The sequence below is a fragment of the Paenibacillus rubinfantis genome (assembly GCF_001486505.1).
Classification (GTDB): domain Bacteria; phylum Bacillota; class Bacilli; order Paenibacillales; family Paenibacillaceae; genus Fontibacillus; species Fontibacillus rubinfantis.
In genome coordinates, this window is record NZ_LN909065.1 from 888,043 (window position 1) to 914,418 (window position 26,376).

General features: G+C 56.6%; 21 protein-coding genes. 1 reads left to right on the forward strand and 20 read right to left on the reverse strand.

The window, feature by feature from the left end; translation table 11 throughout:
* Nucleotides 1-295: 295 nt before the first annotated feature.
* The 19 genes from recO to BN3277_RS15750 form a co-directional block, all read right to left on the reverse strand.
* Nucleotides 296-1,045: a DNA repair protein RecO gene (recO, locus tag BN3277_RS15665; RefSeq protein ID WP_059044158.1), complete on the reverse strand. Its 750-nt coding sequence runs from the start codon at nucleotides 1,043-1,045 to the stop codon at nucleotides 296-298.
* 40 nt (nucleotides 1,046-1,085) lie between these two features.
* The gene (locus BN3277_RS25125) at nucleotides 1,086-1,223 is read right to left on the reverse strand and encodes a YqzL family protein (protein ID WP_082691474.1); all 138 of its coding nucleotides are present in this window, start codon (nucleotides 1,221-1,223) and stop codon (nucleotides 1,086-1,088) included.
* A gap of 165 nt (nucleotides 1,224-1,388) precedes the next feature.
* Nucleotides 1,389-2,291, reverse strand: a complete 903-nt coding sequence (gene era, locus BN3277_RS15670) for a GTPase Era (RefSeq protein WP_059044160.1) — start codon at nucleotides 2,289-2,291, stop codon at nucleotides 1,389-1,391.
* Between the two features lie 963 nt (nucleotides 2,292-3,254).
* The gene (gene cdd / locus BN3277_RS15675; protein ID WP_059044162.1) at nucleotides 3,255-3,665 is read right to left on the reverse strand and encodes a cytidine deaminase; all 411 of its coding nucleotides are present in this window, start codon (nucleotides 3,663-3,665) and stop codon (nucleotides 3,255-3,257) included.
* Nucleotides 3,666-3,763: 98 nt separating this feature from the next.
* Entirely contained in the window at nucleotides 3,764-4,138 is a 375-nt protein-coding gene (locus tag BN3277_RS15680) for a diacylglycerol kinase family protein (RefSeq protein ID WP_059044164.1), read from the reverse strand.
* Nucleotides 4,138-4,635 (reverse strand): rRNA maturation RNase YbeY, encoded by a 498-nt coding sequence (ybeY, locus tag BN3277_RS15685; RefSeq protein ID WP_059044166.1) that lies wholly within the window; start codon nucleotides 4,633-4,635, stop codon nucleotides 4,138-4,140. The genes BN3277_RS15680 and ybeY overlap by 1 nt, the downstream gene beginning before the upstream one ends.
* On the reverse strand, nucleotides 4,607-6,898 hold the full coding sequence (locus BN3277_RS15690) for an HD family phosphohydrolase (protein ID WP_059044168.1): 2,292 nt from the start codon (nucleotides 6,896-6,898) through the stop codon (nucleotides 4,607-4,609). The genes ybeY and BN3277_RS15690 overlap by 29 nt, the downstream gene beginning before the upstream one ends.
* Nucleotides 6,899-6,946: 48 nt before the next feature.
* Nucleotides 6,947-7,918, reverse strand: a complete 972-nt coding sequence (locus tag BN3277_RS15695) for a PhoH family protein (RefSeq protein ID WP_059044170.1) — start codon at nucleotides 7,916-7,918, stop codon at nucleotides 6,947-6,949.
* A 6-nt stretch (nucleotides 7,919-7,924) separates the two neighbouring features.
* Nucleotides 7,925-9,106: a sporulation protein YqfD gene (gene yqfD / locus BN3277_RS15700; protein WP_059044173.1), complete on the reverse strand. Its 1,182-nt coding sequence runs from the start codon at nucleotides 9,104-9,106 to the stop codon at nucleotides 7,925-7,927.
* Nucleotides 9,107-9,109: 3 nt separating this feature from the next.
* On the reverse strand, nucleotides 9,110-9,397 hold the full coding sequence (gene yqfC, locus BN3277_RS15705; RefSeq protein WP_059044175.1) for a sporulation protein YqfC: 288 nt from the start codon (nucleotides 9,395-9,397) through the stop codon (nucleotides 9,110-9,112).
* Between the two features lie 179 nt (nucleotides 9,398-9,576).
* On the reverse strand, nucleotides 9,577-10,020 hold the full coding sequence (locus BN3277_RS15710; protein WP_059044176.1) for a GatB/YqeY domain-containing protein: 444 nt from the start codon (nucleotides 10,018-10,020) through the stop codon (nucleotides 9,577-9,579).
* A 16-nt stretch (nucleotides 10,021-10,036) separates the two neighbouring features.
* Nucleotides 10,037-10,210, reverse strand: coding sequence for a 30S ribosomal protein S21 (gene rpsU / locus BN3277_RS15715; RefSeq protein ID WP_005547957.1), 174 nt, complete (start codon nucleotides 10,208-10,210; stop codon nucleotides 10,037-10,039).
* 132 nt (nucleotides 10,211-10,342) lie between these two features.
* A complete protein-coding gene (locus tag BN3277_RS15720) occupies nucleotides 10,343-10,708 on the reverse strand; it encodes a histidine triad nucleotide-binding protein (protein WP_059044178.1) in 366 nt (121 codons plus the stop codon).
* A gap of 277 nt (nucleotides 10,709-10,985) precedes the next feature.
* Nucleotides 10,986-13,103, reverse strand: a complete 2,118-nt coding sequence (locus BN3277_RS15725; RefSeq protein ID WP_059044180.1) for an AAA family ATPase — start codon at nucleotides 13,101-13,103, stop codon at nucleotides 10,986-10,988.
* Entirely contained in the window at nucleotides 13,100-14,299 is a 1,200-nt protein-coding gene (locus BN3277_RS15730) for an exonuclease SbcCD subunit D (RefSeq protein ID WP_059044182.1), read from the reverse strand. Before BN3277_RS15730 ends, BN3277_RS15725 begins: the two co-directional genes overlap by 4 nt.
* Nucleotides 14,300-14,685: 386 nt before the next feature.
* On the reverse strand, nucleotides 14,686-18,711 hold the full coding sequence (gene addA / locus BN3277_RS15735; RefSeq protein WP_059044184.1) for a helicase-exonuclease AddAB subunit AddA: 4,026 nt from the start codon (nucleotides 18,709-18,711) through the stop codon (nucleotides 14,686-14,688).
* Nucleotides 18,708-22,253 (reverse strand): helicase-exonuclease AddAB subunit AddB, encoded by a 3,546-nt coding sequence (gene addB, locus BN3277_RS15740; protein ID WP_059044185.1) that lies wholly within the window; start codon nucleotides 22,251-22,253, stop codon nucleotides 18,708-18,710. Before addB ends, addA begins: the two co-directional genes overlap by 4 nt.
* A gap of 132 nt (nucleotides 22,254-22,385) precedes the next feature.
* Nucleotides 22,386-22,799, reverse strand: coding sequence for a hypothetical protein (locus tag BN3277_RS15745; RefSeq protein WP_059044187.1), 414 nt, complete (start codon nucleotides 22,797-22,799; stop codon nucleotides 22,386-22,388).
* A 91-nt stretch (nucleotides 22,800-22,890) separates the two neighbouring features.
* Entirely contained in the window at nucleotides 22,891-24,264 is a 1,374-nt protein-coding gene (locus BN3277_RS15750; protein WP_059044190.1) for a class I SAM-dependent rRNA methyltransferase, read from the reverse strand.
* Nucleotides 24,265-24,425: 161 nt separating this feature from the next.
* Between BN3277_RS15750 and BN3277_RS15755 the strand changes: the two genes are divergently transcribed.
* Nucleotides 24,426-25,448, forward strand: coding sequence for a Na/Pi cotransporter family protein (locus BN3277_RS15755; RefSeq protein WP_059044860.1), 1,023 nt, complete (start codon nucleotides 24,426-24,428; stop codon nucleotides 25,446-25,448).
* A gap of 203 nt (nucleotides 25,449-25,651) precedes the next feature.
* Here BN3277_RS15755 and BN3277_RS15760 read toward each other — a convergent pair whose 3' ends face one another.
* The gene (locus BN3277_RS15760) at nucleotides 25,652-26,089 is read right to left on the reverse strand and encodes an NUDIX hydrolase (protein ID WP_059044192.1); all 438 of its coding nucleotides are present in this window, start codon (nucleotides 26,087-26,089) and stop codon (nucleotides 25,652-25,654) included.
* Nucleotides 26,090-26,376: the final 287 nt, after the last annotated feature.

Genomic DNA, 26,376 nt, shown 5'->3' on the forward strand with positions numbered 1-26,376 from the left:
CCTCTACGCCTGCTGTCAGACGTAGGGACGAGAGCTGTAAGTTCCCGCGGTTCCACCCTACTTGATTTACCGTAGCCGCCTATCGGTGACCCTTGCCGGTAAATCCGCTTTTCACGATCGGTTCATGCTCCCGGGCTGCCGTTTCACAAGACCGTCTATCCGGGCTCTCACCACCCCCGGTCGCTTGATCAACCCGTAGATTCTTGTTGGGCTGACTTCATAGACCACGCCTCGTTACTCTTCCCGTTCAACGCACAGAAATTCTTTTATATATTAACTAATTTTATCTTGTTCGTCAAATTTCATACTTGTCCAGCTGGTCAAGAAAATGACGCGATTTCAGCTTAACGCCTAACTGCATATCCATAAAGGCGCGCATTACGGTCTTTAGCTCCCGCTTCGTCTCTTCTTTGACCTCCACGTTCCCGAGCCGGCGCAGGTCCATCTTTTCGAAAAGCATCAGTAGTTTGAGAACCCCCGGCGACACCTGCATGGCGGCAGGATCCTGATGACGGCAGGTACGGCACAACCTTCCGCCCAGCCTCGGGCTAACATAAGTCGAATCATCGACTCGGCCACAGGAGACGCAACTCTCAATCGAAGGACCGTAACCGGCGGCCTGCAAGATTTTCATCTCAAACAGATGGATGACGATCTGCGGATCTTTGCCGGAGGACAGCCCTTCAAGGCAAGCCTTCAGTTGGGTATACCAGAAGCTGCCGACCTCCTCATCCTGCAGCGTCTTATCGAGCAACTCGCAGGCATAGGAGGCATAGGCCGCCAAAAAAAGATCCTCACGCAAAGAAAAGTGAGACTCGATCATCTCACCCTGGTTTAAGGTGCCCAAACCGCCGTTTTGGCGGAAGAACACGTATTCTCCATGTGTAAAAAGCTGCGTCAGGGCCGCGTGGCGGCTCTTGACCTTCTTTGCGCCGCGCACCAGTACCCCGATTTTTCCGCTTGTTTCGGTGCATAATGTAATAATTTTATTGCCTTCCCCATAATCCATGCTGCGGATGACGATTCCTTCCACTCTGTAGAGCATTTCATTTCCCCCAAACTCGCCTCTCCCGCCAACCTCGGTATTACTCGGCTTCTTCCTCTACGATCAGCTCTTCGGCAGCCGCAGCCTCCTCCTCATACGGGTCGCTGGCTTCCTTATAAAGCAAGTAAGCATCGACATCTCCAGTCATCGCAAAATACTTCCACGAAAAATCTCGCATTCGTATTCACCCTTTCTTCGGAAATGACGCCTGCATCTTCAAAGATAGGATGTGCGCATGAACGGGATCTATGCGTTGCAATAACTCCCAGTATAAAAGGAGGGTCATAACGTCGACCTTCTCGGTGCTGCAGCCGACTTTTTCAACTTAATTTGAAAGAATACCTTAAACGTCCTTATGGAATCCGAGATCCTTCAGGATCCGATCTTGGTTGCGCCAGTCTTTCTTCACCTTGACCCATAACTCGAGAAAAATCTTCGAACCCAGGAGGTTCTCGATGTCTTGCCGTGCCAGCTTGCCTACTTCTTTCAGCAGGGCCCCCTGCTTACCGATAATGATCCCTTTCTGGGAATCACGCTCAACGAAAATCACCGCGGAAATGTACACCACACCGTTCTCCTGCACGCGCATGTCCTCAATCGTAACGGCGATAGAGTGCGGTACCTCCTCGCGGGTCAGATGCAGAATTTTCTCGCGGATCAATTCGGCGCAGACGAACTGTTCCGGATGGTCGGTGACCTGATCCTCCGGATAATACTGCGGGCCTTCCGGGAGGTATTTGCCGATTTGCTCCAGCAGCGTGTTCACGTTGTTGCCGAGCATCGCCGAAATCGGCACGATTTCGCTGAATGGGTGAAGCTTGCTGTACTCCTCGATCAGCGGCAGTAGTTGCTCCGGCGCCACGCGGTCGATTTTGTTCAGCACCAGGATGACCGGCGTGCGCAAATCCTTCAGCCGCTCGATAATAAAGCGGTCCCCGCCGCCCAGCCCCTCCGCGGCATCCACAAGGAACAACACCGCTTCGACTTCGCCAAGCGTGTTCAACGCTGTCGTGTTCATATAGTCGCCAAGCTTCGATTGGCGTTTATGGATCCCCGGTGTATCCAGAAACACGATCTGCATCTCTTCCGAGGTATAAACGCCGTGAATTTTATTCCGCGTCGTTTGCGGTTTATCGGACATAATGGCGATCTTCTGCCCAATGATGTGGTTCATCAGCGTGGATTTGCCCACATTCGGCCGTCCAACAATCGCCACGAAGCCGGATTTGAATTTTGCTTTTGCCATAATAGAGTTCCTTTCGTCATGACCGGGTCAGTTCCTCTGACCGTTTCGTCGGTTGTTGTTGGTTCTGTTGCCCGTTTTGCTGGGAGGCTATACAAGGGTAACATGGGCTCGACCTCGGCGTTGCTCCATGTTGCATCCGTTGGTTCGAGCGCCTTAAGTGGTTCTTTGCGCTTCCGTTCCGTTGGAGCTCGAGCGTCTCTGTGGCTCATTGCGCTAACGCTCCGTTGGCTCTTGAGCGTCTCTGTAGCTCATTGCGCTACCGCTCCGTTGGCTCTTGAGCGTCTCTGTGGCTCATTGCGCTACCGCTCCGTTGGCTCTTGAGCGTCTCAGTGGCTCATTGCGCTACCGCTCCGTTGGCTCTCGAGCGTCTCTGTGGCTCATTGCACCTCCGGTCCGTTGGCTCGAACCTCCGCTGATCCTTGCCGGTATCCCACAAACTATATCTAACGGACCGTAATGACCTTATTGGTCCATTTCCCGGCTATTTCCCGTTCTAACGGACTCCAGGTACCTTATTTCCACTTCACAGCAGCCATTTGTTGCTTTTCGTCCGAAATAACGTCTCCTGAGTCCGTTAGAATGCGCTCGCACTCCTATGCAGAACAATAACGTCTCTGGTGTCCGTTAGCACACGCTCTCTCGACCGAGTCCAAGATTCGTCGGAGCGGAGCGTACGTTTTGGGTACGTGAGCACCGGAAGGCCCGGCTGAATCCAAGATTCGACGTCGAATCCGCATCAGCGCCCCCACTTCGTGATCCAAGGCCGACTTTTTGAACTACCGCTTCCAATAAAGGTTCAAAAAGGCGGGTTTGCAGCACCGAGAAGGTTGGATGAAGCTAGGGTCTGAGGAGCGGAGCGTACGTTTTGGGTACGTGAGCACCGGAAGGCCCGGCTGAATCCAAGATTCGACGTCGAATCCACATCAGTGCCCTCACTTCGTGATCCAAAGCCGCCTTTTTGAACTACAGCTTCTCGTCCAGATTGGAGGGGGCGAAGGCGTAGGGAAGCAACTCCCGCACCGTCGTTTGGCGGATGTCGCCTTTGAGGTTGCCCAGGATCACGGGCATGTCCGGACCGCACAGCTCCAGCAGCACCTGACGGCAAACGCCGCAGGGCGCAACCGGCTCCTCCGTATCGGCCACGACGGCGATCGCTTGAAAGCTCCCGGGCCGATGGCCGTCAGCGACCGCCCGAAACATTGCGGTACGTTCCGCGCAGTTCCCCGGGGTGTACGCCGCATTTTCCACGTTGCAGCCACGATGAACATGGCCTTGGCTGTCGAGCAGCGCAGCGCCGACACCAAATTCCGAGTACGGAATATAAGCCGCTTTGCGGGCTTCGATGGCTTCTTGCATTAACTGTCCGTAATCCATATTCCTATCATCTCCTTAATAAAGGCAAAATAAGTACGGGAATGCGGTGCAAACCCTCCGACACACCCGACACACCTCAGGCTTGAACCTAAGCTGCCTTAACGAAATCCCAACCAGCTCATCACCGGTTCGTAGAAGATCAAAACCCCGATCGCTATGGCAAAAACCGCTGCGACCAGCACGGCCCCGGCCGCGGCATCCTTGGCGATTTTGCCAAGACGATGCCACTCCGGGGCTGCGAGATCAACGACGGCTTCGATCGCCGTATTGACAAGCTCAAGCGAGATGACCAAGGCGATAATGAGCAACAGCAAGGCTATGTCTCTTACGGGAAGGGACAATGCAATCGCTGCAGCAATCACAATAACGGCCGCCACGCAATGGAACCGCAAATGACGTTGGGTCTTATACGAGGTGACGATCCCCTCCAGTGCGTAACGAAAGGACGAAAACCCGCGTCGAGACGGCTTCATCAGCGAACAAGCCCCACCTCGGCAAGCGCCGCTTCCTGTTTGCCCATCATTTCCGCTTCGCTGGCGGCGTCTTGATGATCGTAACCCAGCAGATGTAAAAAGCCATGCACAAACAGAAATCCGATTTCCCGCTCCAGCGAATGACCGTATTCCTCACTTTGGGCTTTCGCGCGGTCGACCGAGATGATAATATCCCCAAGCACGTCGGTCAAATCGTCCAGCTCCTCGTCTTCTTCGAGCTCATAGACGATTTCCGGCTCCTCCTCCAGCGATTCGTTCATCGCAAATGACAGCACATCCGTCGGTCGGTCGATGCCACGATAATCGCGGTTAAGCTCGTGGATTGCTTCATCGTCCACAAACGTCAGCGCAACTTCCCCCTCGGTTATGCCCTCCGCTTGTCCTGCGATTTGCAGCACCCGTTCCAAAAGATCGATCAGTTCCTGCCCGACCTCGATTTTATCCTGCTCATTGCTCCAAGCCAGCTGTAGGCCCATTAACATTTTGCCCCCTGTCCTTCTCCTCGTTCTCTTTACTCTTCTTCACTTCCTCCGGATATTCAATCCGCGAGTGGAAGATTCCCATAACCGTTTCCTTCAACGTTTGCGCGATCAAATCCAGCTCCCGCATCGTCAGGTCACATTCGTTAAACTGATGATCGTCCAACCGGCTTTTGATGATCTTCTCGATCATCGATTCGACCTGCTCAACCGTTGGTTTTCGCAGCGAACGCACCGCCGCCTCAACGCTGTCGGCAATCCCAACCACGGCCGCTTCCTTCGATTGAGCTTTAGGCCCGGGATAACGGAAATCCTCTTCGGTGAAATCCGGCTCCACCCCTTGTTCTTCCGCTAAACGCAGCGCCTTGTGATAAAAATAGTGCAAAAACGTCGTTCCGTGATGCTGCTCGGCGATATCGCGTATCGGCTTCGGCAGCTTATACTCCTTCTGCATCTCGACCCCGTCCCGGGCATGGGCGATAATAATCGATTTGCTCAGCTTCGGATCGATAAAATCATGGGGGTTTTCCATATTGTTCTGATTTTCGATAAAATAGCTTGGCCGTTTCGTTTTCCCGATGTCATGATAATAAGAGCCAACGCGGCAAAGCAGCCCGTTTGCGCCGATCGCTTCAGCCGCCGCTTCCGACAGATTGCCAACCATGACGCTGTGATGGTACGTCCCTGGCGTCTCCGTCAGCAGCTTGCGCAGCAGCGGATGGTTTGGGTTCGATAGTTCCACCAGCTTCAGCGCCGAAAGAATCCCGAAGGTAACCTCGAAGAAAGGCATCAGACCGATGACCAAAATCGTCGTCACCAAGCCACCGGCAACTGAAAAACCAAGCGCATACAACGTGCTGTCTTGCGTCCAATCTTGGTTATCGATCAACTGCAGCGTAAAGATGGATAAAGCGCCAAACAAGCAGATCATAATCCCCGCTTTAAGCAGCGTGGAGCGCTGGCTGGCCCGATGGATGGCGAAAATCGCCGCAATCGAAGTCACCAACGCGAAGAACCCAAACTGAAAATCAAAGATCTCGCTCTGCCGTTGATTCAAGATGATGCTCGCCAGAATGGAAAACAAAATGGAACATATGTATGCGAGCGGAAGATCCAGCAGCAGCGTAATCAGCATTGCGCCGGTGGCGATCGGAGCCAAATACCCGAGATATGACTGCTGCTCCGTTTGCAGGATATTGATGACATGCATCGATACGATCGTGATGAAAATAATCAGCATCAGCATGACAAACTGCGCGTTATTGTACTTGAACCGGCTAGCGCCTTCCGATTGGCGGATAAACAACATCAGCCCGGCTGCCATCAGCAAAGACAGCAAAACGAGCCCAATTTGCGGCGAATAATTGACCTCATCCTTCAGCAGGCCATTTTTCTCCAGCAGGGTGTACATTTCCTGGGTAATTCTCTCGCCCTTTTGGACGAGCACGTCCCCTTGCTTGATATAAACGGTTGGCGTATTTTCGCGTGCTTCTACCTTAGCCGTCTTAGTTGCTTCCTCATCGTAGAACTTGTTGGCGGTAATCGACAAGCGGGCCAGCTCCTGCACAACTTCACGTGCGGTCCGTTTGCTCAGGGAACTGGTGCTGACCATCTCGGCGACTTTTGCCCGCGCGGTCTGAGCCTCAACAATCGGGTCCGCCGTCAATCGAGCGACAATATCCGCGGCGACCGGCTTCATCTCATTGATGTCCTCCGATGTTAAGCGGGGGATCTTGATGAACGTTTCTTCCGAGATATGATATTGCTGCTCATCAACGCGTTGGGTCACTTCCTCAAACAGCGTTGCCGAATAAACGCTAGAGTTCCGGTTGTTCATAATGAAGTTCTGCACGTAGTCTTTGACCCGTTGCGGCAGTTCTTCCCGGTAAATCTTGATTTTATCGTCTTCCGATACCTGATCGTCCTGATTTAAACGAAAAATCCGGTCGAGCATTTGCGCGACTAACGTTTCATTGCGGAGCGGGAGGATGGTGAATACTTGTCCCACCTTCTCAGCCGCCTCTTCCTGCGCCTTCAGCGTCGCCTTCGTATCGGGAATGTCCATCGGCGCCATAATTTCCTTGTCGCTGGGCATGCCTACCGCAATGTCATACGTTTCGGGAAGCAGTTTGGGCGCCAGGCTGACGTAAAACATAACGACAAGCACCGCAAACAGAACATAACGCACGCCGGTGCTATGTTTCCATCCCGTAATTCTGGATTGAAACGCGCTTCTCTTTTGCTGATCGTTATTTGTCATAATAGACAGCCCTCCTGAACATGGTAAACCCTGAAGCGGCTAGGAAGCTTACCCTTGGTTTTCGGCAGCGCGGTCATACGCCACAATAATCTTCTGCACGAGCGAGTGGCGAACGACATCAGACTCGGCAAATTGCACGAACCCAATCTCATCAATCCCGCTTAATATCGCCTTTGCTTCTACCAACCCGGACTTCTTCCCTTTGGGAAGATCGATTTGCGTCACATCCCCGGTGATCACCATCTTGGACCCGAAACCCAGCCGAGTCAAGAACATTTTCATTTGCTCCGGCGTCGTGTTTTGCGCTTCATCCAAAATAATAAAGGAATCGTCCAACGTCCGTCCCCGCATGTAGGCAAGCGGCGCGATCTCGATCAATCCGCGCTCCAACGCCTTGGCGGTTTGTTCCGGCCCCATCACATCATACAGCGCATCATATAGAGGACGCAGATAAGGATCTACCTTCTCCTGCAGATCGCCCGGGAGGAACCCCAAGCTTTCCCCGGCTTCAACCGCCGGACGGGTCAAAATAATCCGTTTGACCGAGCCTTCCTTCAGCGCGGTAATCGCGAGTACCACAGCCAAATACGTTTTGCCTGTCCCAGCCGGGCCGACGCCAAAGACAACATCACGTTTCTTAATCGTCGTCACGTAATGCTTCTGACCTATGGTCTTGACCCGTATCGGCTTGCCGCGATAGGTGATGGCAATTTCGCCTTTATATAAATCAAGCAGTTGATCGGCACGAAAGTCCTTGGCCAAATCGATGGCATAGAGGACGTCCCGTTCGGTTAATATGTATCCGTTCCGGATTAGTTCGAGCAACACTTCAAACAGCTGCTCTACCTTCTCCGCCTCACGTTGTTCGCCGCGGATGGTAATCTCCGATTCCCGCAATACAATGCTTGCTGGCATATGCTGTTCAATCAATTTCAGAAACGCGTCCTGAGGTCCAAATAAAGAGAGCCCTTCAGCCGCACTGTGCAGCGGTAATTTGATGTTCACCAGTTGTTCCGACAAATAGCCTCATTCTCCTTGATCTTGTACTATCGGCACTTCTTCCGCAATGTTCTGCTCTACTTCGAAATGCACTTTTATATAAACTTTACCATTGTCCGCCTTCTCATGCAAAATTTTTTGATCCATAATGACGCTGTCCGTGCCGTATTTCGCCAGAATATCGCGTTTGGCCCGCTCGATTCCCTCCTGTTTGGCTTGCTCCTCCGTCCGTTTCAACTCGAGTACCGTCGTTTCCATGACCTTCTCGGTCATCCAACCGATCGGAAGTTTCCAACTGCGCCACGTCAACGGATCCTGATCCACCATCGTCTCCGACTCCCGATAGGTAACTTTGCCATAACCGGTCAGTTGAATAGCCGTATTGCCGAAAAATAAATATCCCCGCTGCTTACGCTCTCCCGTGTACACCTTCTGCTTATAAACTAGCGGCACCTGAATGTTATACTCGTGCCAAACAATGCCGCGGATGTTCGCCTCCGGCACGATCGGTTTCCCGCCCTGAAATCCCGAGACCAGCACTTGCCCTTTCTTCACCCGGTCATTCTTGCCAACCTCCGGCTGACCTTTCTCCGCATAGATGTGCGTGATCACAGCATCATGCTTGCTGACCAGATGGCTTGGACTAACCAACTTCTGATCCTTGGGTTTCGTCGACTCCACCACTTGGATCGTAATTCGAGTCCCCGTACGGGTGACGCCAACCCAGGACGTACCCGGAAGCTTGCGGGTTAACTCCGCAGAGAGCTTGTCCTGATCCGGCAAGCGAAAAATCCATTGAAACGGGTAGATGCCCTCCTGTTTCGCGACTTGGAGCACGTCTTGGGCGGCGATCTCCTCATTTCCTTTCACCTCGACGTCCCAAACCAACGAGGTTAAGCAAAAAATCGCCGCAATAAACAAAGCGAAGCCGGCGATAAACCCTTTTCTTTTCCATACCCGGGCCATCACAAACGGCAACCCAGCCCGCCCCCGGACCGACATCCGGCAGCCTGTCCGTTTCAACAACGGCCGCAGACGAAAAAAATCGGCTAACGCGAGCTTCATATTCATTTGCCCTCCGGGCAAGGGCTGGACATCCCAGATGTCGATGCCCTGTCGGGACAGCTCGTTCACGAGCTGTTCAATCGATCCTCCGCGGACCGTGATGGTAACGATGCCTCTCAACTGGCTTAAGGCCGGTGATCTCACGTTTCATTCCTCCGTTCCACGATATTTAATGCCGAAGATTCGGCCTTCCACAACCACTTCTTCCGGCATAATGGCTTTAATGACCAGGCCGCTTCCCTCAACTTCCAGCGTTCCTTGACTTAGCGCCAAATGCAGCGCCTCGGGAGAGAAGTGGACGACGCCCCGATGATTTTCTATATACAGCTGCTGACCTCCAATTAAGGTGAGCCTCGGCAAATCGAATACAAGGTCGCTGGGCAGATCGAGCGCATCGACCGTCCATTTGCGAATTTTGCGGACAAACCGGCTCATATGAGGCAATCCTCCTTCCCCTACTGTACAAATTATGCGGTCCCATTGGGATTTATGAGAAAGGAAGGATAACAAAAAGCCAAGGCGGCTCAGGCAAGCCACCTTGGCTTTCATAAGGGGAATAAAATGAAAAAACACCTTCTACGAATGACTTCATAGAAGGTGTTTGTCTCTCGAAGTTATGGCAAAAGCTGTTGAACCGTCTGGTTTACGAGTTTGCCGTCTGCCCGGCCTTTGACCTTAGGCATCAGCGCACTCATCACTTTCCCGATTTCGGCTTTCGAAGAAGCACCGGTTTCCTGGATGGTCTGCTGTACAATGACTTTAATTTCTTCTTCGCTTAGCTGTTCGGGAAGGTACTCAGCAAGGATCTCCGCTTCCGCTTTCACTTGCTCGGCAAGATCGTCACGACCCGCTTTCTCAAATTCTTGGAGGGCATCTTTGCGCTGTTTGATTTCACGACTTAGGATATCAAGCACTTCATTATCGTTCAAAGTTCTTTTCAAATCTATTTCAAGATTCTTGATCGTAGCACGAACCATTCGAATGGTGGAGAGCTTGAACTTGTCTTGACTCTTCATCGCTTGCTTCATATCTTCGTTCAATCGCTCGCTAAGATTCATCGCTGATTAAATCCTCCTAAAACTTTCTCTTACGAGCAGCCTCGGACTTTTTCTTGCGCTTTACGCTTGGCTTTTCATAATGCTTACGTTTCTTCACCTCAGCCAATACTCCATCTTTCGCGATGGAACGTTTAAAGCGACGAAGTGCAGCATCAATTGTCTCGTTTTTGCGAACTTTAGTTTCAGACACCAGTTTTCCCTCCCTCCGACCAGACCGTCCAAGAGCATAACACGGTTCATCAAACTTCATTATAGGGGAAAGAGAAATAGGGTGTCAACCTGAGCGCCCGCATTTTTCTCTTCCAATTTCTAATAAGGAGTTTTACAGCGCATGCGAGTCCGAGGATTGGACCAACGCACCTAGCTTAGCGCCCCCGATCAGGTGGTAATGCAGATGCGCCACCGCTTGTCCGCTGTCGGGCCCGCAGTTGTTAATCAGCCGATATCCGCTCTCTGCTACGCCCAGTTGTTTCGCGGTCTCCTGCGCGATTCGATGCATCTCGCCGATCAGAGCGAAATCCTCGGAAGCCACCTCATTCATGGATGCGATATGCTTCTTAGGAATGACCAGTACATGCACCGGTGCAGCCGGTTGAATATCGTGAAATACGAGAACGCGGTCATCCTCGTATACCTTGTTCGACGGAATCGATCCTTCTACGATTTTGCAAAACAAACAGTTGTCCATCGTAAAGCCCCCTCATCGTATTCGTTGCTAAATTCCATGATACCGAAAATAGGCAAAAAAAAGAAGCACCCTGCCGCCTCAAAAAATGAGTTGGCTTCACGCACGGACGTATTGGACGGAAAATGCAACGTTCTCTGTCACCAATACGTCCGGCGGGGTGCTTGCAAATATGATGTCGGCTAACTGTAGTATAACAGCAGGTTGATACTGTTACTGTGATGTACATCACGAGATGAAATGTTATTTTTATATTTAGGCGGAGGTGGAGGGCCGCATCTTACAGCCGCTCCAACTCTATGCGGGAGCCGGCACCTCCGCTTTCCGCAGGGATCACGACCAGCTTGCGCGCCAGCCGCGACCGCAGCTCGGCCACATGGCTAATAATACCCACCGAAAGGTGATCGTGATGCAAATGCTCCAGCGAAGTGATCACCGTGTCCAGTAACTCGGGATCCAGCGTACCAAAGCCTTCGTCCAGGAAAAAGAACTGCAGGGGGTATTGGCCGCGCAGCTGAATCTGTGCCGACAAGGCCAATGCCAACGCCAGCGAAGCCAGGAACGTCTCACCGCCCGACAGCGTCGCCACCGGGCGCTTCACCCCGCCGCTCGCATCGTCGCGGATCACAAATCCGCCGCCGGAATCGGTCTCCAGCGCGTACCGCTGCTTCGTCAAGAAGCGCAGGCGTTGAGAAGCGGCATGGCTGACGTTCATGAGCTGCTCCTCCGCTACGTACTCAACAAACGCATTGCCGCGCAGCGCCGATTGCAGCTTGGCGAGCAAGCCGGCTTCCCGTTCCAGCTGACCGCGAACCGTCTCCAGCTCCTGCCAGCGGACGTGACGGACCTGCAGGTCCTCCCAATCCCGCTCGGCGCGGGCCTTCTGCTGCAGGGCCGCCTCATCTTGTTCTTTAGCTGCGGTTAACGCGCTCTCGCTAAGCTGCCATTCCTCCTCGCTGACCGTTTGTCCCGCCAGCTTGGCATCCAGCTCGCTCAGGCCGATCACCAGCTCCTGCTCTCGGCTGCGGTGGCTCTGCACCTTAGCAGCGATCGAGTCCCCTTCTCCCGGCGCGAGCAGGTTGTCCAGCACGGAGGGTTCCTCCTCAAACGGCGAGGCGTTTAATGCCTGAAGCCAGCGGGCTTGATGCTCCGCTTCCTGTTCGCGCGCCGATGCAGCAGCTTGACCCGCAAGCGCCTCGGCCTTGGCCAGCTCATGACTGCGGGCGGCGGATTCCGTCTGCAGTGCCCGACTTTGCTCCGCCTGTTGCCGAAGGGTTGTCAGCTTCTCCCGAGCTTCCGCAAGCAGCTCATCCACTGGACGTTCCCCGGCCAAGGCGTGCAGCCTCTCCTGCTTCTCGCGCAGCTGTTCCTGTTTCCCCTGCTCCTGGACCTCCCATTGCACCAGCGTTTTGTCCAACTCGATTAATTCTGCGGCCAACGCTTGAAGCTTGGCCGTCTTCTCCTCGATAAACGGCACGCTGACCGCCAGCCGGCCCCGCAGGTCTTCCGCCAGCCGATCCTTGGCGGCAAATGACTCTATTTGCCGGGCGGGTTCTTCCGGCGTGAGGCTCGGGTAGCGCTCGGCCCATTCGCGCCGTTGGGCTGCGAGAGCCTCGCGGTGTTGCGCGCTGCGCGCAGCCGCCTGCTCGAGGAGCCCATTGGCGGCGGCCATGGCCGCTTCGGCAGCGGCCCGCTGCGTCTGCAACGCTGCCAGCGCGCTTTGCGGCGACACGGCCGCTGCTTGCTCCAGCGCCTCGGCGGAGGCGTTGCCGAGCCCTTGCTGCTCGGCGGCGACCTCCCCTCGGCGCTGCTCGTTGGCTCGCACCTTGCGGGTCAGCTTCTGCCCCAAGTGGTCGCCGTATTTCTCCAGATGGAACAACCGCTGCAGCATCGCCCGGCGATCCGCCCCCTTCAGAGAGAGAAATTCGGCGAATTTGCCCTGGGGTAACACAACCGCGCGGGTGAAATCATCCATCTTGAGGCCCAGCTTCTGTTCAACGCAGCGCGTCACATCCGCGAGCTTGTCGGCGACGACCTTTTCCCCTTCAGGTTGGATCTCGATAAAGCGGCTGATCGTATTGCTGACCGACAGCTCGCCCTGGCGCTTAAAGCGCCGCTCCACCCGGTAGCGCTCCGTTCCGGCGGCGGAGTTCAGCTCGAACGTAAACGCCACGAGCAACGTATCTTCCGAATGGTTCATGATCCCTTGGGTTCCGCCCGAGGCTCGTCCAACCTTGCCATAAAGGGCTAACGTTATCGCGTCCAGTATCGTCGATTTCCCGCTGCCCGTCGGCCCGAAGATCCCAAACAAGCCCGTTTCACACAGCTCGGTAAAATCGATCGTCTGGGGCTCGCGGTAGCTTTGCAGCCCGGCTAATTTCAGCGTAATCGGCTTCATCGGTTGTCCCCCTCTACCCGCGCCTCATCGTCCGCTGCTTCGTCCTCTTCCTCCGAGACAAGCGACATAAACAGCTCGACCATCTCCTCCTCCGGCTCAGCTCCGCCGGTTTGCCGCTGGTAAAACTTGCGGAACAGCTCATGCACCGGCACGCTTGCACGGGACACCTGTTCCTCCTCCAGCTCCCGCCCAGGATACACCGGCCGGATATGCACGATGCCTTCATGGGCTTTGCGCAGCGCCTGAATATCACCCAGCGACATCGCTTCGCTGAGGCTGATTTCGAGGTCGATAAACGCGCTTGCGTCCCGGCCCTCCTCCAGCCAGCGATACGCCTCCGCCAGTCCGCCGCGACAGCTCCAGCGAACCAATGGCCGCCCGCTGCTCAGAAACAGCTCCTCCAAGACCGGCTCCTTCCCAGGTGCCACATCCAGCAACATCACCGATTTGGCTTGCCCCGCCTCGGAAAAAGAATACGCCAGCGGCGACCCGCTATACCGCGTCAAACCGCCGCCTTTCACCGCCTGAGGCCGATGCAGGTGGCCCAGCGCTGTATATTGCGCGCCGACGTCCAATGCGGAAGGATCTACGGTATAAGCGCCGCCGACCTGGATCGGCCGTTCGGAGTCGGACTCCACGCCGCCCAGCACATAGATATGGCTCATCGCGAGATTTACCGTGTCCGGGCGAAACGCACCGGCCAGCTGGCGCATCAGCAGCCCCACCTTAGCGCTGTACGCGAGCCGCAGCTCGGATTCGTCCGCGTCGCCGGCGAGAAGCTCAGACAGCCGGGCTTCCGACGGATACGGCAATGCGGCGATCACCGCAGTTTCCCCGGTGCGGGCAACAGGAACGCGGATTGCCTCCGGGACCGGTAACCCTACCAGCGAGATCCCCCGGCGCGCAACCAGCGGCGATACCGCCGCCACCCGCTCGGGCTGATCATGGTTGCCGGCGATCACCGCCAAATGGCAGCCGGTCTCCGTCAGCCGCGCCGCCGCCTCGTAGAACATCCCCTCCGCTGCAGCCGGCGGATTGACGCTGTCATAGACGTCGCCGGCCATCAGGATAAGATCAACCTGCTGCTCCTTCACCATCGTCACCAGCTCGTCCAGGAACGCCTCCTGCTCCGCGAGCCGGCTGCGCCCCTCCAGCGTGCGCCCCAAATGCCAATCCCCCGTATGTAATATGCGCATCCGTTTCCCCCCCTTGATCCCGGCAAGATGCGCCGGCGTTCAACATCCGTAGTTTCATAGATTCATGGCTTCATAGACTCATGTCTCATAGACTCGTATAGACACTTAGACACATTAACTCATAGACTCTTCAGAGCCTCAATTCGCCCATAGCTCACACTTCGTTCTCTCCCAGAAAGAAATAGAGTGATATTGTATCGCTATTCCTGCAAATCCAGGCTTTTTCGCCAAAATAGGATGATCAAATCACGTTATCCCCCTGAAAACAACCCGATCGGTCGATTTAGGTGGGGAATAAGACGATTTTATATCGCTATATTTGCTTAATCGCCAGAAATGCCCAAAATAAGAATATCAAATCACTCTATCTACTAAGGAGAGTTGTCTTACAGCTTCACCGCCTGGCCACCGTCAAAGAAGTAAAGCCACTTCTCGTCGACCGCAGATCCGGTGATGTCTTCGACCGCCTTGGCGTACAGCTCCAGCTGAAACCGGTACGATTCCGCCAGCGCCGCCGTACCGCCGCGATGCTCCAGCACCCGGTCGCTTTTGTAGTCGAGCAGGTACACTTTGCCGCCCACGGCGAACAAGCAGTCTACGATCCCCTGGATCAGCACGGTTTCTCCGTCCAGTTCCCGAATGACGGCGCTTGATCCTGGCGCGCCGGACTCCAATGCCTCCAAACCTCCAAGCTGCGGCGAAGCCTCCGCAGCGGGCAGCCCGTAGCTGAACGGCATTTCCCGCTTCACCCAGTCCGCCTGCCGCAGCAGCTCGCCGAGCGGGCTCGTCAGCAGCCTGGCGATGTTCTCGGCATCGATGGCCGCGGCTTGCTCGGCGGTCATTATCCGCCGCTCAACCAGCCCGGATAATGTCGCTTGAACCACCGCGATGCCCGGCTCCGCGTCAAACGGCAGATGCTGCATCAGCGTATGGTACGCCACCCCGCGTTCAGTTGGAGTCAGCTTGCGCTGCTCCATAAACCGCGGCCGCCGCAAATGCAGCTTCAACTCCGGCGGCTCTTCCGACTCCGCTTGCTCCCGTTCGCGCGCCAGTTCCGCTTCGGCGAAGACGTCGCGCGCCGGCTCCTCTTGCTGTGACAGCAGCGCCTTCATCTCCGTCACCGACGTTTTGGCCGCGATCCGGCTTGCCGCCGCGTACGGATACGTCCAGCTGAGCCGGGACTCCACTGCGGCCTTCAGCGCTGTGGCCTCCGCGTCGTCCGCCTCCGCCGACAGGACCGCTACCGGCCGCCCGGACACCAGCGCCTGGATTTGCGCCGGGTCCACCGCTGCAGCCTCCGCGGTCGCTGCCACCTCCGCTCCGCCGGTCTGTCCCGCCGCACGTGCGGAAATAAATCCAACGTTCCACTCGGACGGGCTGTCCGCTAACACGGCAGGTCCAACTTCCGGAAGCCCGGCGAATAACCGCAGCCCCCTCAGGCTTGGATGGCGAATCAACGCCGGTCCGATCCAGTCGAGATAACAGCGGCCGCGCGCCAGCAAGTAATCCGGCAGCGGCAGGCCATCCGCCTCAAGCGCACCGCCCCAGGTTTCGACGGATTTGGCGAGGTTTTTGACCGAAGAGACAAGCACAAGCTTGTCCTTCGGCCGGGTTAATGCCACGTACAAGACACGCATCTCCTCCGCCAGCAGCTCCATTTGCGCCCGCCGCCGGATCGCCAGATTCGGCAGCGTTGGGTAGCTGACCCGTGTGTTCGCATCGACGAACTTTGGACCAAAGCCCATCTCTTTATGCATCAGGAACGGTGCGTTTAAATCCTGCCGATTAAATGGCTTGGATAACCCCGCCACGAACACGACTGGAAACTCCAAGCCTTTACTCTTATGGATCGTCATAATGCGAACGCCGTCGCCTTGCTCCCCGGCATCACCGGGAGCTCCAAGGTCGCTGCCGTTCTCGCGCAGCCGGGTGACGTAACGCAGGAAGCGGAACAACCCCGGGGCGGAAGACGATACTTCGTATTGTCTGGCCCGGTCCAGCAGCGCCTGGAGGTTGCTTTGCCGCTGGGTTCCGCTCGGCAAGCCGCCAACCCATTCCAGATAACCGGTCTCCCGGTAGATCTCCCGGATCAGGTCGCCCAGCTGCCCGACTCGGGCCATGCTGCGCCAAGCCTCCAACTGCCGCAAGAACGCCTGCAGCTTCTGCGCCAGTGGATCCTCGTCCGAGGAGCCGACCGGTTCTGCCGCCGGGTGTATTGCCAAGGCTTCCTCTCCCTCGTCGCCCCGACGGTCTCCCGAGGATGCTTCCACATTCCCTGCTGCCGCCCGAGCAAGCACCGCCTCATAGTAGCGGCCGCCCGAAGAAGCGAGGCGGATCTCCGCCAGCTCCTCCTCGGAGAAATCGTACAGCGGAGAGCGCAGCACCGCCGCCAGCGGGATGTCCTGCAGCGGGTTGTCGATTACCTGCAGAAGCGATAACATCGTCTCGACCTCGGACGCCTGAAAATACCCCTGGCTCAACTCCCCGTACGCCGGGATCCCTTCCACCCGGAGCTCCTCGATCATGGCCGGGGCCCAGGTCAACGTCGAGCGCAGCAAAATCACCATATCCCGGAAAGCAACCGGGCGCATCGCCTGCAGCTGTTTGTCGTAAATGCGCAGCGGTTCGCCGCCTTCGCCCAGCATGCCGCGGATGCGGGCCGCGATCGCGCGGGCTTCCAGCCGCACCGCTTCGATTAACGCCGCCTCATCTTCCTCGTCCCCGCCGTCGCCTTCCGAGAGCTCGCTGTCCCCGCGATCCGACGTGTCTGAACCATTGCCTGAACCCTTGTCCCGGTCGATCAGCAGCAATTCCGGACGATAATCCTCCGTCTCCTCCAGCGGAAAGCCTTCCCCATACACTAGCTCGGCGCGGGGATCGTATGAAATTTCCGCTACACTTTCGTTCATGATTTGCCGGAACAACAAATTCACCGCATCGACGACTTCGCGCCGGCTGCGGAAGTTCCGCGCCAAATCGATGCGCAGCCCGCTCCCGTCAAAATCGTCGCCATACGTCCGATATTTCTCCAGGAACAATCCCGGCTCAGCTAGTCGGAAGCGATAGATGCTCTGCTTCACGTCGCCGACCATAAACCGGTTGCCGGGGTTCTCCCGGGCGATCAACCGCACGATCGTCTCCTGTACCGTGTTGGTATCCTGGTATTCGTCCAGCAGCACCTCATCAAATTGCTGGCGATATTCCATGGCGGCGTCGGACGGCCTGAGCTCGCCCGGCTCCGAATCCGGATGCCGCAGGATCTGCAGGCAGTAATGCTCCAAGTCGGAGAAATCGAGCCAGCCCTTGGATACTTTTTGCAGCCGGTAACATTCCCCGAAGTCGCTCACCAGTTCGGACAATGCGCCAAGCAGCGGAGCCATGTCATGCATCTCCCGCAAAAACGCCTCCGCCGGACGGCCGTACAGCTGCGTGCGCAGATCGGTAACCGTCTTCTTCGCCTCCTCGCGCAGTGCTTTAACCCGCTCCTGCACCTCCGGATCCGTTTGGTCTTTCTTCACCGGCTTCAGCTTGCCGAAGCTTGCCCCCAGAAACACATCATACAGCGAAGCCCAAGCCCCGCCGGCCACCGCTTCCTGCAAGGTACGGACAACGTTCAGGTCCTCCTCCAGCGTCACGGCGTACGGCTCGGGTCCTCCCGGGGATAGCGCCAACGCCTTCGCTTGGGACAGCAGGCTGACGGCGCCTCCCAGCGCCAATGACGTGTCCGCAAGCAGGCTTTGCACCCAGGCGCTCTTCTCCAGGGCGTCCAGGTCCGCAGCCAAAAACGCCGACGAAGCTTCCCGCAGCCAATGATCCGGCCAAGGATGGCTGCGCGAGAAATCGTACAGCCGCTGGACCAGCGTAAAGACCGCCGCATCGCTGCGCTCTCCTCCAAACAGGTCAACCAGCTTGAAAAACGGACTGTCCGCCGGTTCGCTGCCGTATTTTTCCTCCAGCAGCTCCTCCAGCACTTCCTGCCGCAGCAGTGCCGTTTCGCTTTCCGAGGCGATGCGGAAGCCCGGATCCAGCGGGATCAGCGTGTAGTAACGCTGGATGACCTCCATGCAAAACGAGTGAAGTGTCGTGATCGAAGCGCGACCCAACATCGCCAATTGACGGTTTAAGTACTCGTTGCCCGGATCCTTGGCGAGCTCCTTTTCCAGCGCTTCCGTGATCCGCCCCCGCATTTCCGCGGCAGCGGCTTTGGTGAACGTGGCCACCAGCAGCCGGTCCACGCTCAGCGGTTGCTCGCGATCCGTCAGCTTGCGGATGATCCGCTCGACGAGCACCGCCGTTTTGCCGGAGCCAGCTGCCGCCGCCACCAGCATATCGCCGCCGGACAGGGCGATCGCGCGCCATTGGTCGTCGCTCCAATAACTGCCCGCCGGTTTAGGTTTCATCGTGATCGTCATGAGGGGTTCGCTTCCTTTCCGCTCTCCTGTCCGAGGAGCTGCCAAATTTCATTTTTGCCCGGTTTGCCCAACACATGGTACGCATTGCCGTCCAGCGATTCCTCGAACCGGCACACCGGTTTGTACGGACAAAACGTACAAGCCGTCTCCATGCCCAGCCGGTAAGGGGCGATCTGCACGTCACCGTCCGTGATGCGTGTGCCGATCTCGGTGATCGTCTGCCGCACGGAGCCCAGCAGGGTATCCCACTGCTCCGGTGTCGCCACGGACGCACTGCTGTAAAAGCCGCCGTCCGCCTTGATCGCGACGGGGATAATCTCCGAATAACCTTTTTCCAGCTGGGCATCCATTTTCGCAATCACATCCCGGTCCGCCAACAGCAGGCCTTTCATCTTGAATCGTTTCAACAGCTCCTGCTGCGCCTGCTCCGCACTCATGCCGTTGCTGCTCTGCAGCAGCGGGTTATGCACATGGAAGTACAGCGTGCCCGCGGGAAGCGCAGGCTGACCAAGCCAGGCTTCCGCGGAGGTGAGCAAGACGTCCAGGTACGTGAGCATTTGCAGCGATAAGCCGTAATACACCTCATGCAGCTTTAGATCGGTCTGGCTCGATTTATAGTCGATGACCCGGAGCAGCAAGCCTTGCTCTCCTTCCGCCATATCAACCCGGTCGATCCGACCGACGATTTCCATCACGCAGCCGTTCGGTAGCTCGAACGTCAGCGGAGGCAACGGCCGCCCCGGTCCAAAATCCAGCTCCAGGCCAACCGGTTCAAAGCTGCCGCGGCGCGCTTGCTCGCCAAGGATCAGCGAAGCCCGTCCAACGATGGCTTTGAGCTTGCGGGAGATGTACCCATAACGCTTGGAGCTTAACAGGATTTCTCCTTGCAGCTTTGGCGCAAGCTCATCAACCGCCGCATTGGCCGCTTGAATCGCTTCCTCCGGCGTAAGGCTGCCCCAGCTCCGGTTCTGAGACTTGAAGGTGATCGCCATCTGGCTGAGCGCGGCATGGAACAGTTGCCCGATATCCGGTGCCTGCAGCCGATAGAGTTGTCTTTCCTTCAGCTTCAATCCGTGAGAAGCGAAATGCGCAAACGGGCAAGCCGAAAATTGCTCCATCCGCGATACGCTCGACCGCAGCCGCTTGCCGTACAAGCGGCGGCTGGTCGCCGGCGTCAAGCCGCGCACGCGGTTTCGGTAATCCAGCGAGGTGAGCAACCGCGCTGCTTTGCCTTCCCATTCCGGCCTCGTCTTGTACCATTCCAGCACATGCCACCACAGCGGAGAAATCGATTCGCCCGCTTTCCACAGGCGCAGCTGACCGATTAAAGCATGAAGCGCCGGGCCGGGACGCGAGACATATTCGAATGGCGAAGCCAACGATTCGTCAGCAGCGCTGTTGACCGATCCGGGCGCTAAGGCAAGCGGACGCTCCGTAAGTCCCGGGTAGATCCGCTTCACGTGCCGAATCACCTCGGACGGCAGAAGCGTGCCCCCCTCTCCATCCGCGGCCGGATAGCTGAGCCATAACGAACGGCTGGCTCCCGACAGCGCCTCGTATACGAGGAAGCGCTCATCTAGCAGCTTGCGGGCCAGCCCCGGCGCCAGCTCCAGGCCAAGCTCTGCCAGGCGCTGCCGCTCCTGCTCGCTAAGCACGCCTTCCTCCTGCAGATTGGCCGGCATGATCCCTTCGTTGATGCCCAGCAGGAACAGATGCTTGACCTGCCCCGAACGCGTCCGCTCCGTGCTCCCGATCAGCACCTGGTCCAGCGAAGGCGGCACGAGTGATACCTTCAACTCCTTAAGCCCGGTCTCCAGCACGCCGGCAAACAGCTCCAGCTCCAGCGGCTCGTCCCCCATCATTTCCACGATCTGGTCCAACACGTCCAGCACCGCGCCCCATAATTGCCGATGCTCCATCGCCTGACGCGGCTTGCCTTCGCGTACCATTTGATGTGCCAGCACATCCAGACGTTGGGGCGCCTCCACGCTTTCCAGCAGGTGATATACTGCAGCACACATGTCCGCAGCGTTCTTCGCCTTGCGAATCTCCTTCTCGAACGCCGACAAGGGACCTGCAATCGCCGCGCGGCACCGCTCCAAAAGCTTGAGCTGCTCCAAGGCTTTCGCCGATGCCGCCGTTTGATCGTCCAGCTCAAGCGACAGGCTGGGCGCCGACTTCCAAGGACGACCGTCAAACCAACGGTAGCCTTGAATGCCGCTGGCGAGCGCGTAGTTCTCCAGCATATCCATATGTCCGCGCGTTAAGCTGCCGTCCAGTGGCAGAAGAAATTCACTTTTTACGCAGCGGAAGACATCCTCGTATTTCCAAAACCCAAGCACGACGTCGAGCGCCGCCCGGGTAAACTCAATCATCGGGTGATACAGCATGCTTGTCTTCTGGTCCAAAAAATAAGGGATCCCGTAGGCCTCCATCGTCGGAGCCAGCAGTTCTTCGTAATCCCCCAAATTACGTACCAGCAGCGCCATATCCCGCCAGCGCGTTCCTTCTTCCCGGGCCAGGCGCACCATCTCGCGTGCCGCCCCCTCGACCTCGGCCCGCCGGCTAGCAGCTCGGCACAAGGAGAGGGCTTGCTCCAGATCCTGCGGCGGCTGGGCTTGCGGCCATGGCGCACGCCGCTCGTAAGCCGACTCCAGGTACGACAGCGTCTCGCTCGCTTGAAACCGTGGAAACGGACGCTCCTCCAGTAGCTCCGCCGGTTGCACCTCGATCCCCGCCTCCACGGCCAGTTGGCTCAATTTAAGGAAAGCCGACGCAGGAGTATGGAACAGATTTAATTCGTGCGGCAGCTTCCCGTCGCCGTAAATCCGGTCCACCGTCAGTGAGACGGTAACGTTCGCCGCTGCTTTAAGCAGCGCGATAATAGCCGTATACTCCTGCGGCGTAAACGTATGGAATCCGTCAATCCAAATCTCCGCCCCCCGCAGATAGGCCGATTCCGCCGCCCCCTGCGCCAGCTTGACCACATGGTCCTCGTTGTCGATATACAAACGGGATAGCTCCTCGTCAAACTCGGCGAACAGCAAGCTGAGGTCGTGCATTTTATCCTTTAATAAAGGGGACTCCCCTTCGGTTTGCTCCAAAAGCCGATAATGCTCCTGCAAAGCCGGGAAATCCACGTTATATTTCTTCATTTCCGTATACAGTCCGGCGATTCGGTCGATTAACCCCAACTGGTCCCCGCCGTGACCAAATAGCTTGAGCTCGTCCTTACGGCGGCGCATGAGCTTGTACAGCAGCATTTTTTTGCCTTCGTCATCGATCGGGACCAGCGCCGCTCCGCCGGTTTCCTGCATGACGCGCAGCGCCAAACGGCGAAACCCCAGCACCTGTGTGCGGACGGTCCCGCGCAGCCCCGGGGCGGTGGCGATCCGTTGTTCGATTTGAAACGTGCCTTGCTCCGGAGTTAAGAGGATGAGCGGTGGACCGGTGGGATGCTCTCGTAACGCGGCGGTCACCCGGTCGAGAATCAGGCTGGTTTTGCCGCTGCCGGAGCGGCCAAGTATGAACCGTAAAGACATGAAAGTACCTCCTACAACGGACAATTCGTTAGTTTCCAGTATAGCATAAATACGATCAAACATTCGCATGTAAAAAACAGCCTAGCTCCGCGCAAGCTCGCGAAACAAGGCTGTAGGTTGAGTATTTTCCAGTTAGATCGTTGGCTGTTGACCGTTTTTCTTGTAGTTCTCCATCCATTCCGGATGAGCCGGGATGTTTCGGACGAATTCGAGCAATTGGCTTAAACCCGATTTGATATCCCCCTGCGCAAAAGCTTCCGTCATCTTGCCATACGTTTCAGGATGGACAAACTCCATCAGCTTCGCCGCTGCCACGTAGTCCTCGGGAGCTCCTGCGGGACGATCCGGGATCGTGACTTTAACCGCTTCATGCGTTATATCGGCTGCGATTCGGCGAGCTTCCTCGCTGATTTCCAGCAAATCCCGGTGAACTTCCGGGCGTGGCAGATGTCCCTCGGCCTGGTATAACTTCGGCTTTTCCAACGGTTGGGACGAGTTATACAGATTCGGATAAGAGGTAGCGATTTTCCCGCTGATCACGTTCATGTTCACCATCTCCCTTTCATTATTCCTTATATCTATACCTATCGGTAGAAATCAGGAAAAATGTTACATCCATAGTCCGTCGTTCCCAGCCTCAAAGTGCGTCTTTGCTCCGCACCTCAAAGATCGCGAATTTCAGATAATGTCCTTCATCCACGCCAAGGATTTGCGGATGGTCTTTGCCGGCCGCCCGCCATTCGACCAAACGCAGCACCTTGTCCGCATCCTCGGCTGCCTCCAGAATGGTCTCCAGGAACAGATCCGGACGCATATGGTAGGAGCAGCTGGCCGTAACCAAATAACCGCCTTCGTTCACCAGCTTCATGCCGTGCAGGTTGATGTCTTTGTAGCCGCGGCAAGCGCCCTTGACCGCCGATTTCGTCTTGGCAAACGCCGGCGGATCCAGGATCACGACATCCCAGGTCCGACCGCCCCCGGCCGTCAGCGGCACGGAGGTATCGACCTTGGCATCTTGCACCGCTCGGCGCAACCGCTCTTCCGTCCCCTTCACTTGAGTCCGCAGGTAGTCAAACGCATCGGCTACGACAAATTCGACGCGATCCGTAAACCCATTCAGCTCGACATTCCGTTTCGCGCTTTCGATCGCATGCTCGGAGATGTCCAGGCAGGTGACCTTTTTGGCCCCGTATTGGCAGGCATGTAAGGTAAAGCTTCCGGTATGCGAAAAGCATTCCAACACGGTTGCCCCATCCCAATACGGGAAGGTAACCTCTTTGCCGTTTCGGTTAACCGGGGCCCGCCGTATGCCGCCGTCATCTGTCGGAAGCTCCTGCAGGGCAATGCCGCTGCGCCCTCCCCAACCGGTCATCAAAGGCTTGATGGACGCCCGATTTTCCCGCTGGTCGAAGAAATAACCCGTCTTTTGCCCCTGCTCGATATCCACTTCGATCTGGAGCCCGTTCTCCGACACGATGACATGGCGCGGCGGCTGGCCGAAGATCGGCCCCTTCACCTGCTCCAAGCCTTCCATTTCGCGTATGGATACGTCGCTGCGTTCATAGATGCCCACAGGATGCAGGACTTCCGCCAACGCCTCGACGATCTGCTCCCGGCAACGGTCCATGCCCAGCGTTAGCAGTTGCACCACCAGAACGTCCCCAAACTTGTCCACGATTAGCCCGGGCAAAAAGTCAGCCTCCCCGTAAACCAGCCGATAGGACTCTTCTTTCACAAACCGTTCCCGGTGCTTCAAACATTCTGTAAACCGCTGCACAAAAAAAGCGGTGTCCATCGCTGCCAGCGGCGTATACGACACTACGCGGACGGTAATCTGCGAGGCCGGGTTGTAGTACCCCGTAGCGAGGTAACGGTGGCGGTGGTCGACGATTTCAACCAAAGCGCCCGACTCTATTTCCCCTTCTACGCTTTCTATTTCGTTTTTGAAGATCCAAGGATGTCCTTTCTCTAGCCTTTTTTTACGGCTACGTTGCAGTATGACTCTTGCCACTCGATCCTTCACTCCTCTTCGAAAAATATAATCCCAGGCGACCAAGCCGCCTTTACGGCGTGGACGGTGCCCCAGCTTTGCTAGCATGGAAGTTGTCCGACCGTCATATATGTAACTTGTACGTAATTAGCTTTACTTTTTGTGGAAAGGGGGGCGCCGATCTGTTTCAAGACATCTTGTTTCCGGTGACGTTTGGGTTCGCCCTGTTCCTGTTTGGCATGAAAGTGATGGAAGCTGCCCTGCACGCCTGGGCCGGCCCCAGGTTGATCGGCTTTCTTCACCAAACGACGCGGACACCTTGGACCGGCCTGCTGTCGAGTACGCTGATCACGGCGGTCCTGCAGAGCAGCACGGCCGTGACGGTGATGACAATCGGTCTTGTGAATGCCCGCTTGTTGTCCTATGCGCGAACGCTGGGCATCATTTTGGGAGGCAATATCGGAACCTGCCTGACCACGGAGCTGCTTGCCCTTAATATAGCCAAGCTTGGGGTTCCCATGCTCATCGTTTCCATTGGGGGGTGGGCAGCTGCCGTACTTGGTGCCGAGATGCTCCCGGACTATATCAAACGCCGTATGTCTTGGCTGTTGCCTTTGCAGTTCGGCGCCTTAGCGTTAGCCGGCTTCAGCCTGGTCATGATCGCGATCCGCTTCATGCAGTCCATTGGTCCGGCGTTGGAGGAGCGCGGCGTGATCTCCTGGCTGCTGCAGCATGCCACCGGCAGCTGGCTATGGGGCGCCTTCGCCGGCGCGATCCTGACGGCGATCATTCACAGCAGCGCCGCGGTTGTCGCCATGACGATGGGCCTCGCCGCCAGCGGCGCCCTGCCGGTGGAATTCGGGATCGCCATGGTCATCGGCTCCAACGTCGGCACCTGCGTGACGGCAGTCATCGCCGCGATTGGCGGCACCCGGCCGGGCCGGTTCGTCGCCTGGTCGCACGTAACGCTTAACGTGCTGGGGGCGGCGTTGTTCCTGCCGTTGGTTCCGCTGCTGCAAGCGGCGGCCACCTGGTTGACCGGCGATCTCTCCGCGCAGATCGCCCATACACAAACGATTTTTAACGTCGTTTGCTCCTTGCTGGCGCTGCCGTTCTGCTATTTGCCGATCTGGTCCCGGCTGGATCGGTCCGGGGAGGATCATCTCGCCAGCCCGCTCCTTCCAAATCCGAAAGTACTAAAATAGCTGCAGGAATGCAGTTATTTTTATGACAAAGTAGCTATTTTTCCTAAATAGCTGCAAAAATGCAGTTATTTTCGCCGATATCCTCCGATTTCTCAAATACCGTAGAAAATAACTGCACTCTTGCACTTATTTCAGACTATTGGGCGATTTCCGCAGAAATAACTGCATTTTAGCATCTATTTTCCGCCGCCGGCTTTCGGCTTTCAGCTCTCAGGCTCGATGCCCAGCATTTGCAGCGCTTTTTCTAAAATGAAGTCGTTGTTGTCGTATCCGGCCTTACGCTGCTGACGCCAAGCTTCCTGCGGCTCGTACCAGGACACGCTGCGGATCTCCTCCAGTTGAGGACGGAGGGCGCCGCTTTGCCATTCGACCAGGTAGTAATGGACTTCCTTGTCGACGCTCCCTAGTTTGGGATGATGGTAAGTATAAGCGATGATATCGATCAATTTATCGATCCGGCCCACAATGCCGGTTTCCTCCAAAATTTCACGCAGCGCCGTTTGCTCCACGGTTTCCCCCGGTTCCCTCTTCCCCTTCGGAAACGATATTTTGCCGTAACGGTCGGTAATGAGCTGCACTTGCAGCCGCCCGTCTTGGATGCGATAGACGACGCCTCCAGCAGAGATTTCTTTGAATGGCATTCTGGCTGTACCTCCTTAAAATTACTCAACCGGGACTCAACCCTCCCAAACCCTCCCTTACCGTAAGGGAGGGCCCCCAAGGGCCCGCTGCCCTTGGGGATCCCGCAAACTGAACGAACGTTTGAGGGGCTGAGGCGCTCCCTAGGCGCTCTCCCCTGCGGGGATTCGCTGACTTTGGTGCGTGGAACGCTTTTCCCCCTTCGGGTCCGTCTTACTTTTCGTGCTCCTGGGTTACCTGGCTGAAACCTGAAGAACGTGGGATCGACTGCGGCGCTCGACGTTGGTGC

Excerpts from the sequence above, each read along its gene's own strand:
- recO (WP_059044158.1), bottom strand. The coding sequence starts at position 1,045 with ATGCTCTACAGAGTGGAAGGAATCGTCATCCGCAGCATGGATTATGGG.
- BN3277_RS25125 (WP_082691474.1), bottom strand. The coding sequence starts at position 1,223 with ATGCGAGATTTTTCGTGGAAGTATTTTGCGATGACTGGAGATGTCGAT.
- era (WP_059044160.1), bottom strand. The coding sequence starts at position 2,291 with ATGGCAAAAGCAAAATTCAAATCCGGCTTCGTGGCGATTGTTGGACGG.
- cdd (WP_059044162.1), bottom strand. The coding sequence starts at position 3,665 with ATGGATTACGGACAGTTAATGCAAGAAGCCATCGAAGCCCGCAAAGCG.
- BN3277_RS15680 (WP_059044164.1), bottom strand. The coding sequence starts at position 4,138 with ATGAAGCCGTCTCGACGCGGGTTTTCGTCCTTTCGTTACGCACTGGAG.
- ybeY (WP_059044166.1), bottom strand. The coding sequence starts at position 4,635 with ATGGGCCTACAGCTGGCTTGGAGCAATGAGCAGGATAAAATCGAGGTC.
- BN3277_RS15690 (WP_059044168.1), bottom strand. The coding sequence starts at position 6,898 with ATGACAAATAACGATCAGCAAAAGAGAAGCGCGTTTCAATCCAGAATT.
- yqfC (WP_059044175.1), bottom strand. The coding sequence starts at position 9,397 with ATGAGCCGGTTTGTCCGCAAAATTCGCAAATGGACGGTCGATGCGCTC.
- BN3277_RS15710 (WP_059044176.1), bottom strand. The coding sequence starts at position 10,020 with ATGAATCTTAGCGAGCGATTGAACGAAGATATGAAGCAAGCGATGAAG.
- BN3277_RS15720 (WP_059044178.1), bottom strand. The coding sequence starts at position 10,708 with ATGGACAACTGTTTGTTTTGCAAAATCGTAGAAGGATCGATTCCGTCG.
- BN3277_RS15725 (WP_059044180.1), bottom strand. The coding sequence starts at position 13,103 with ATGAAGCCGATTACGCTGAAATTAGCCGGGCTGCAAAGCTACCGCGAG.
- BN3277_RS15730 (WP_059044182.1), bottom strand. The coding sequence starts at position 14,299 with ATGCGCATATTACATACGGGGGATTGGCATTTGGGGCGCACGCTGGAG.
- addA (WP_059044184.1), bottom strand. The coding sequence starts at position 18,711 with ATGACGATCACGATGAAACCTAAACCGGCGGGCAGTTATTGGAGCGAC.
- addB (WP_059044185.1), bottom strand. The coding sequence starts at position 22,253 with ATGTCTTTACGGTTCATACTTGGCCGCTCCGGCAGCGGCAAAACCAGC.
- BN3277_RS15745 (WP_059044187.1), bottom strand. The coding sequence starts at position 22,799 with ATGAACGTGATCAGCGGGAAAATCGCTACCTCTTATCCGAATCTGTAT.
- BN3277_RS15760 (WP_059044192.1), bottom strand. The coding sequence starts at position 26,089 with ATGCCATTCAAAGAAATCTCTGCTGGAGGCGTCGTCTATCGCATCCAA.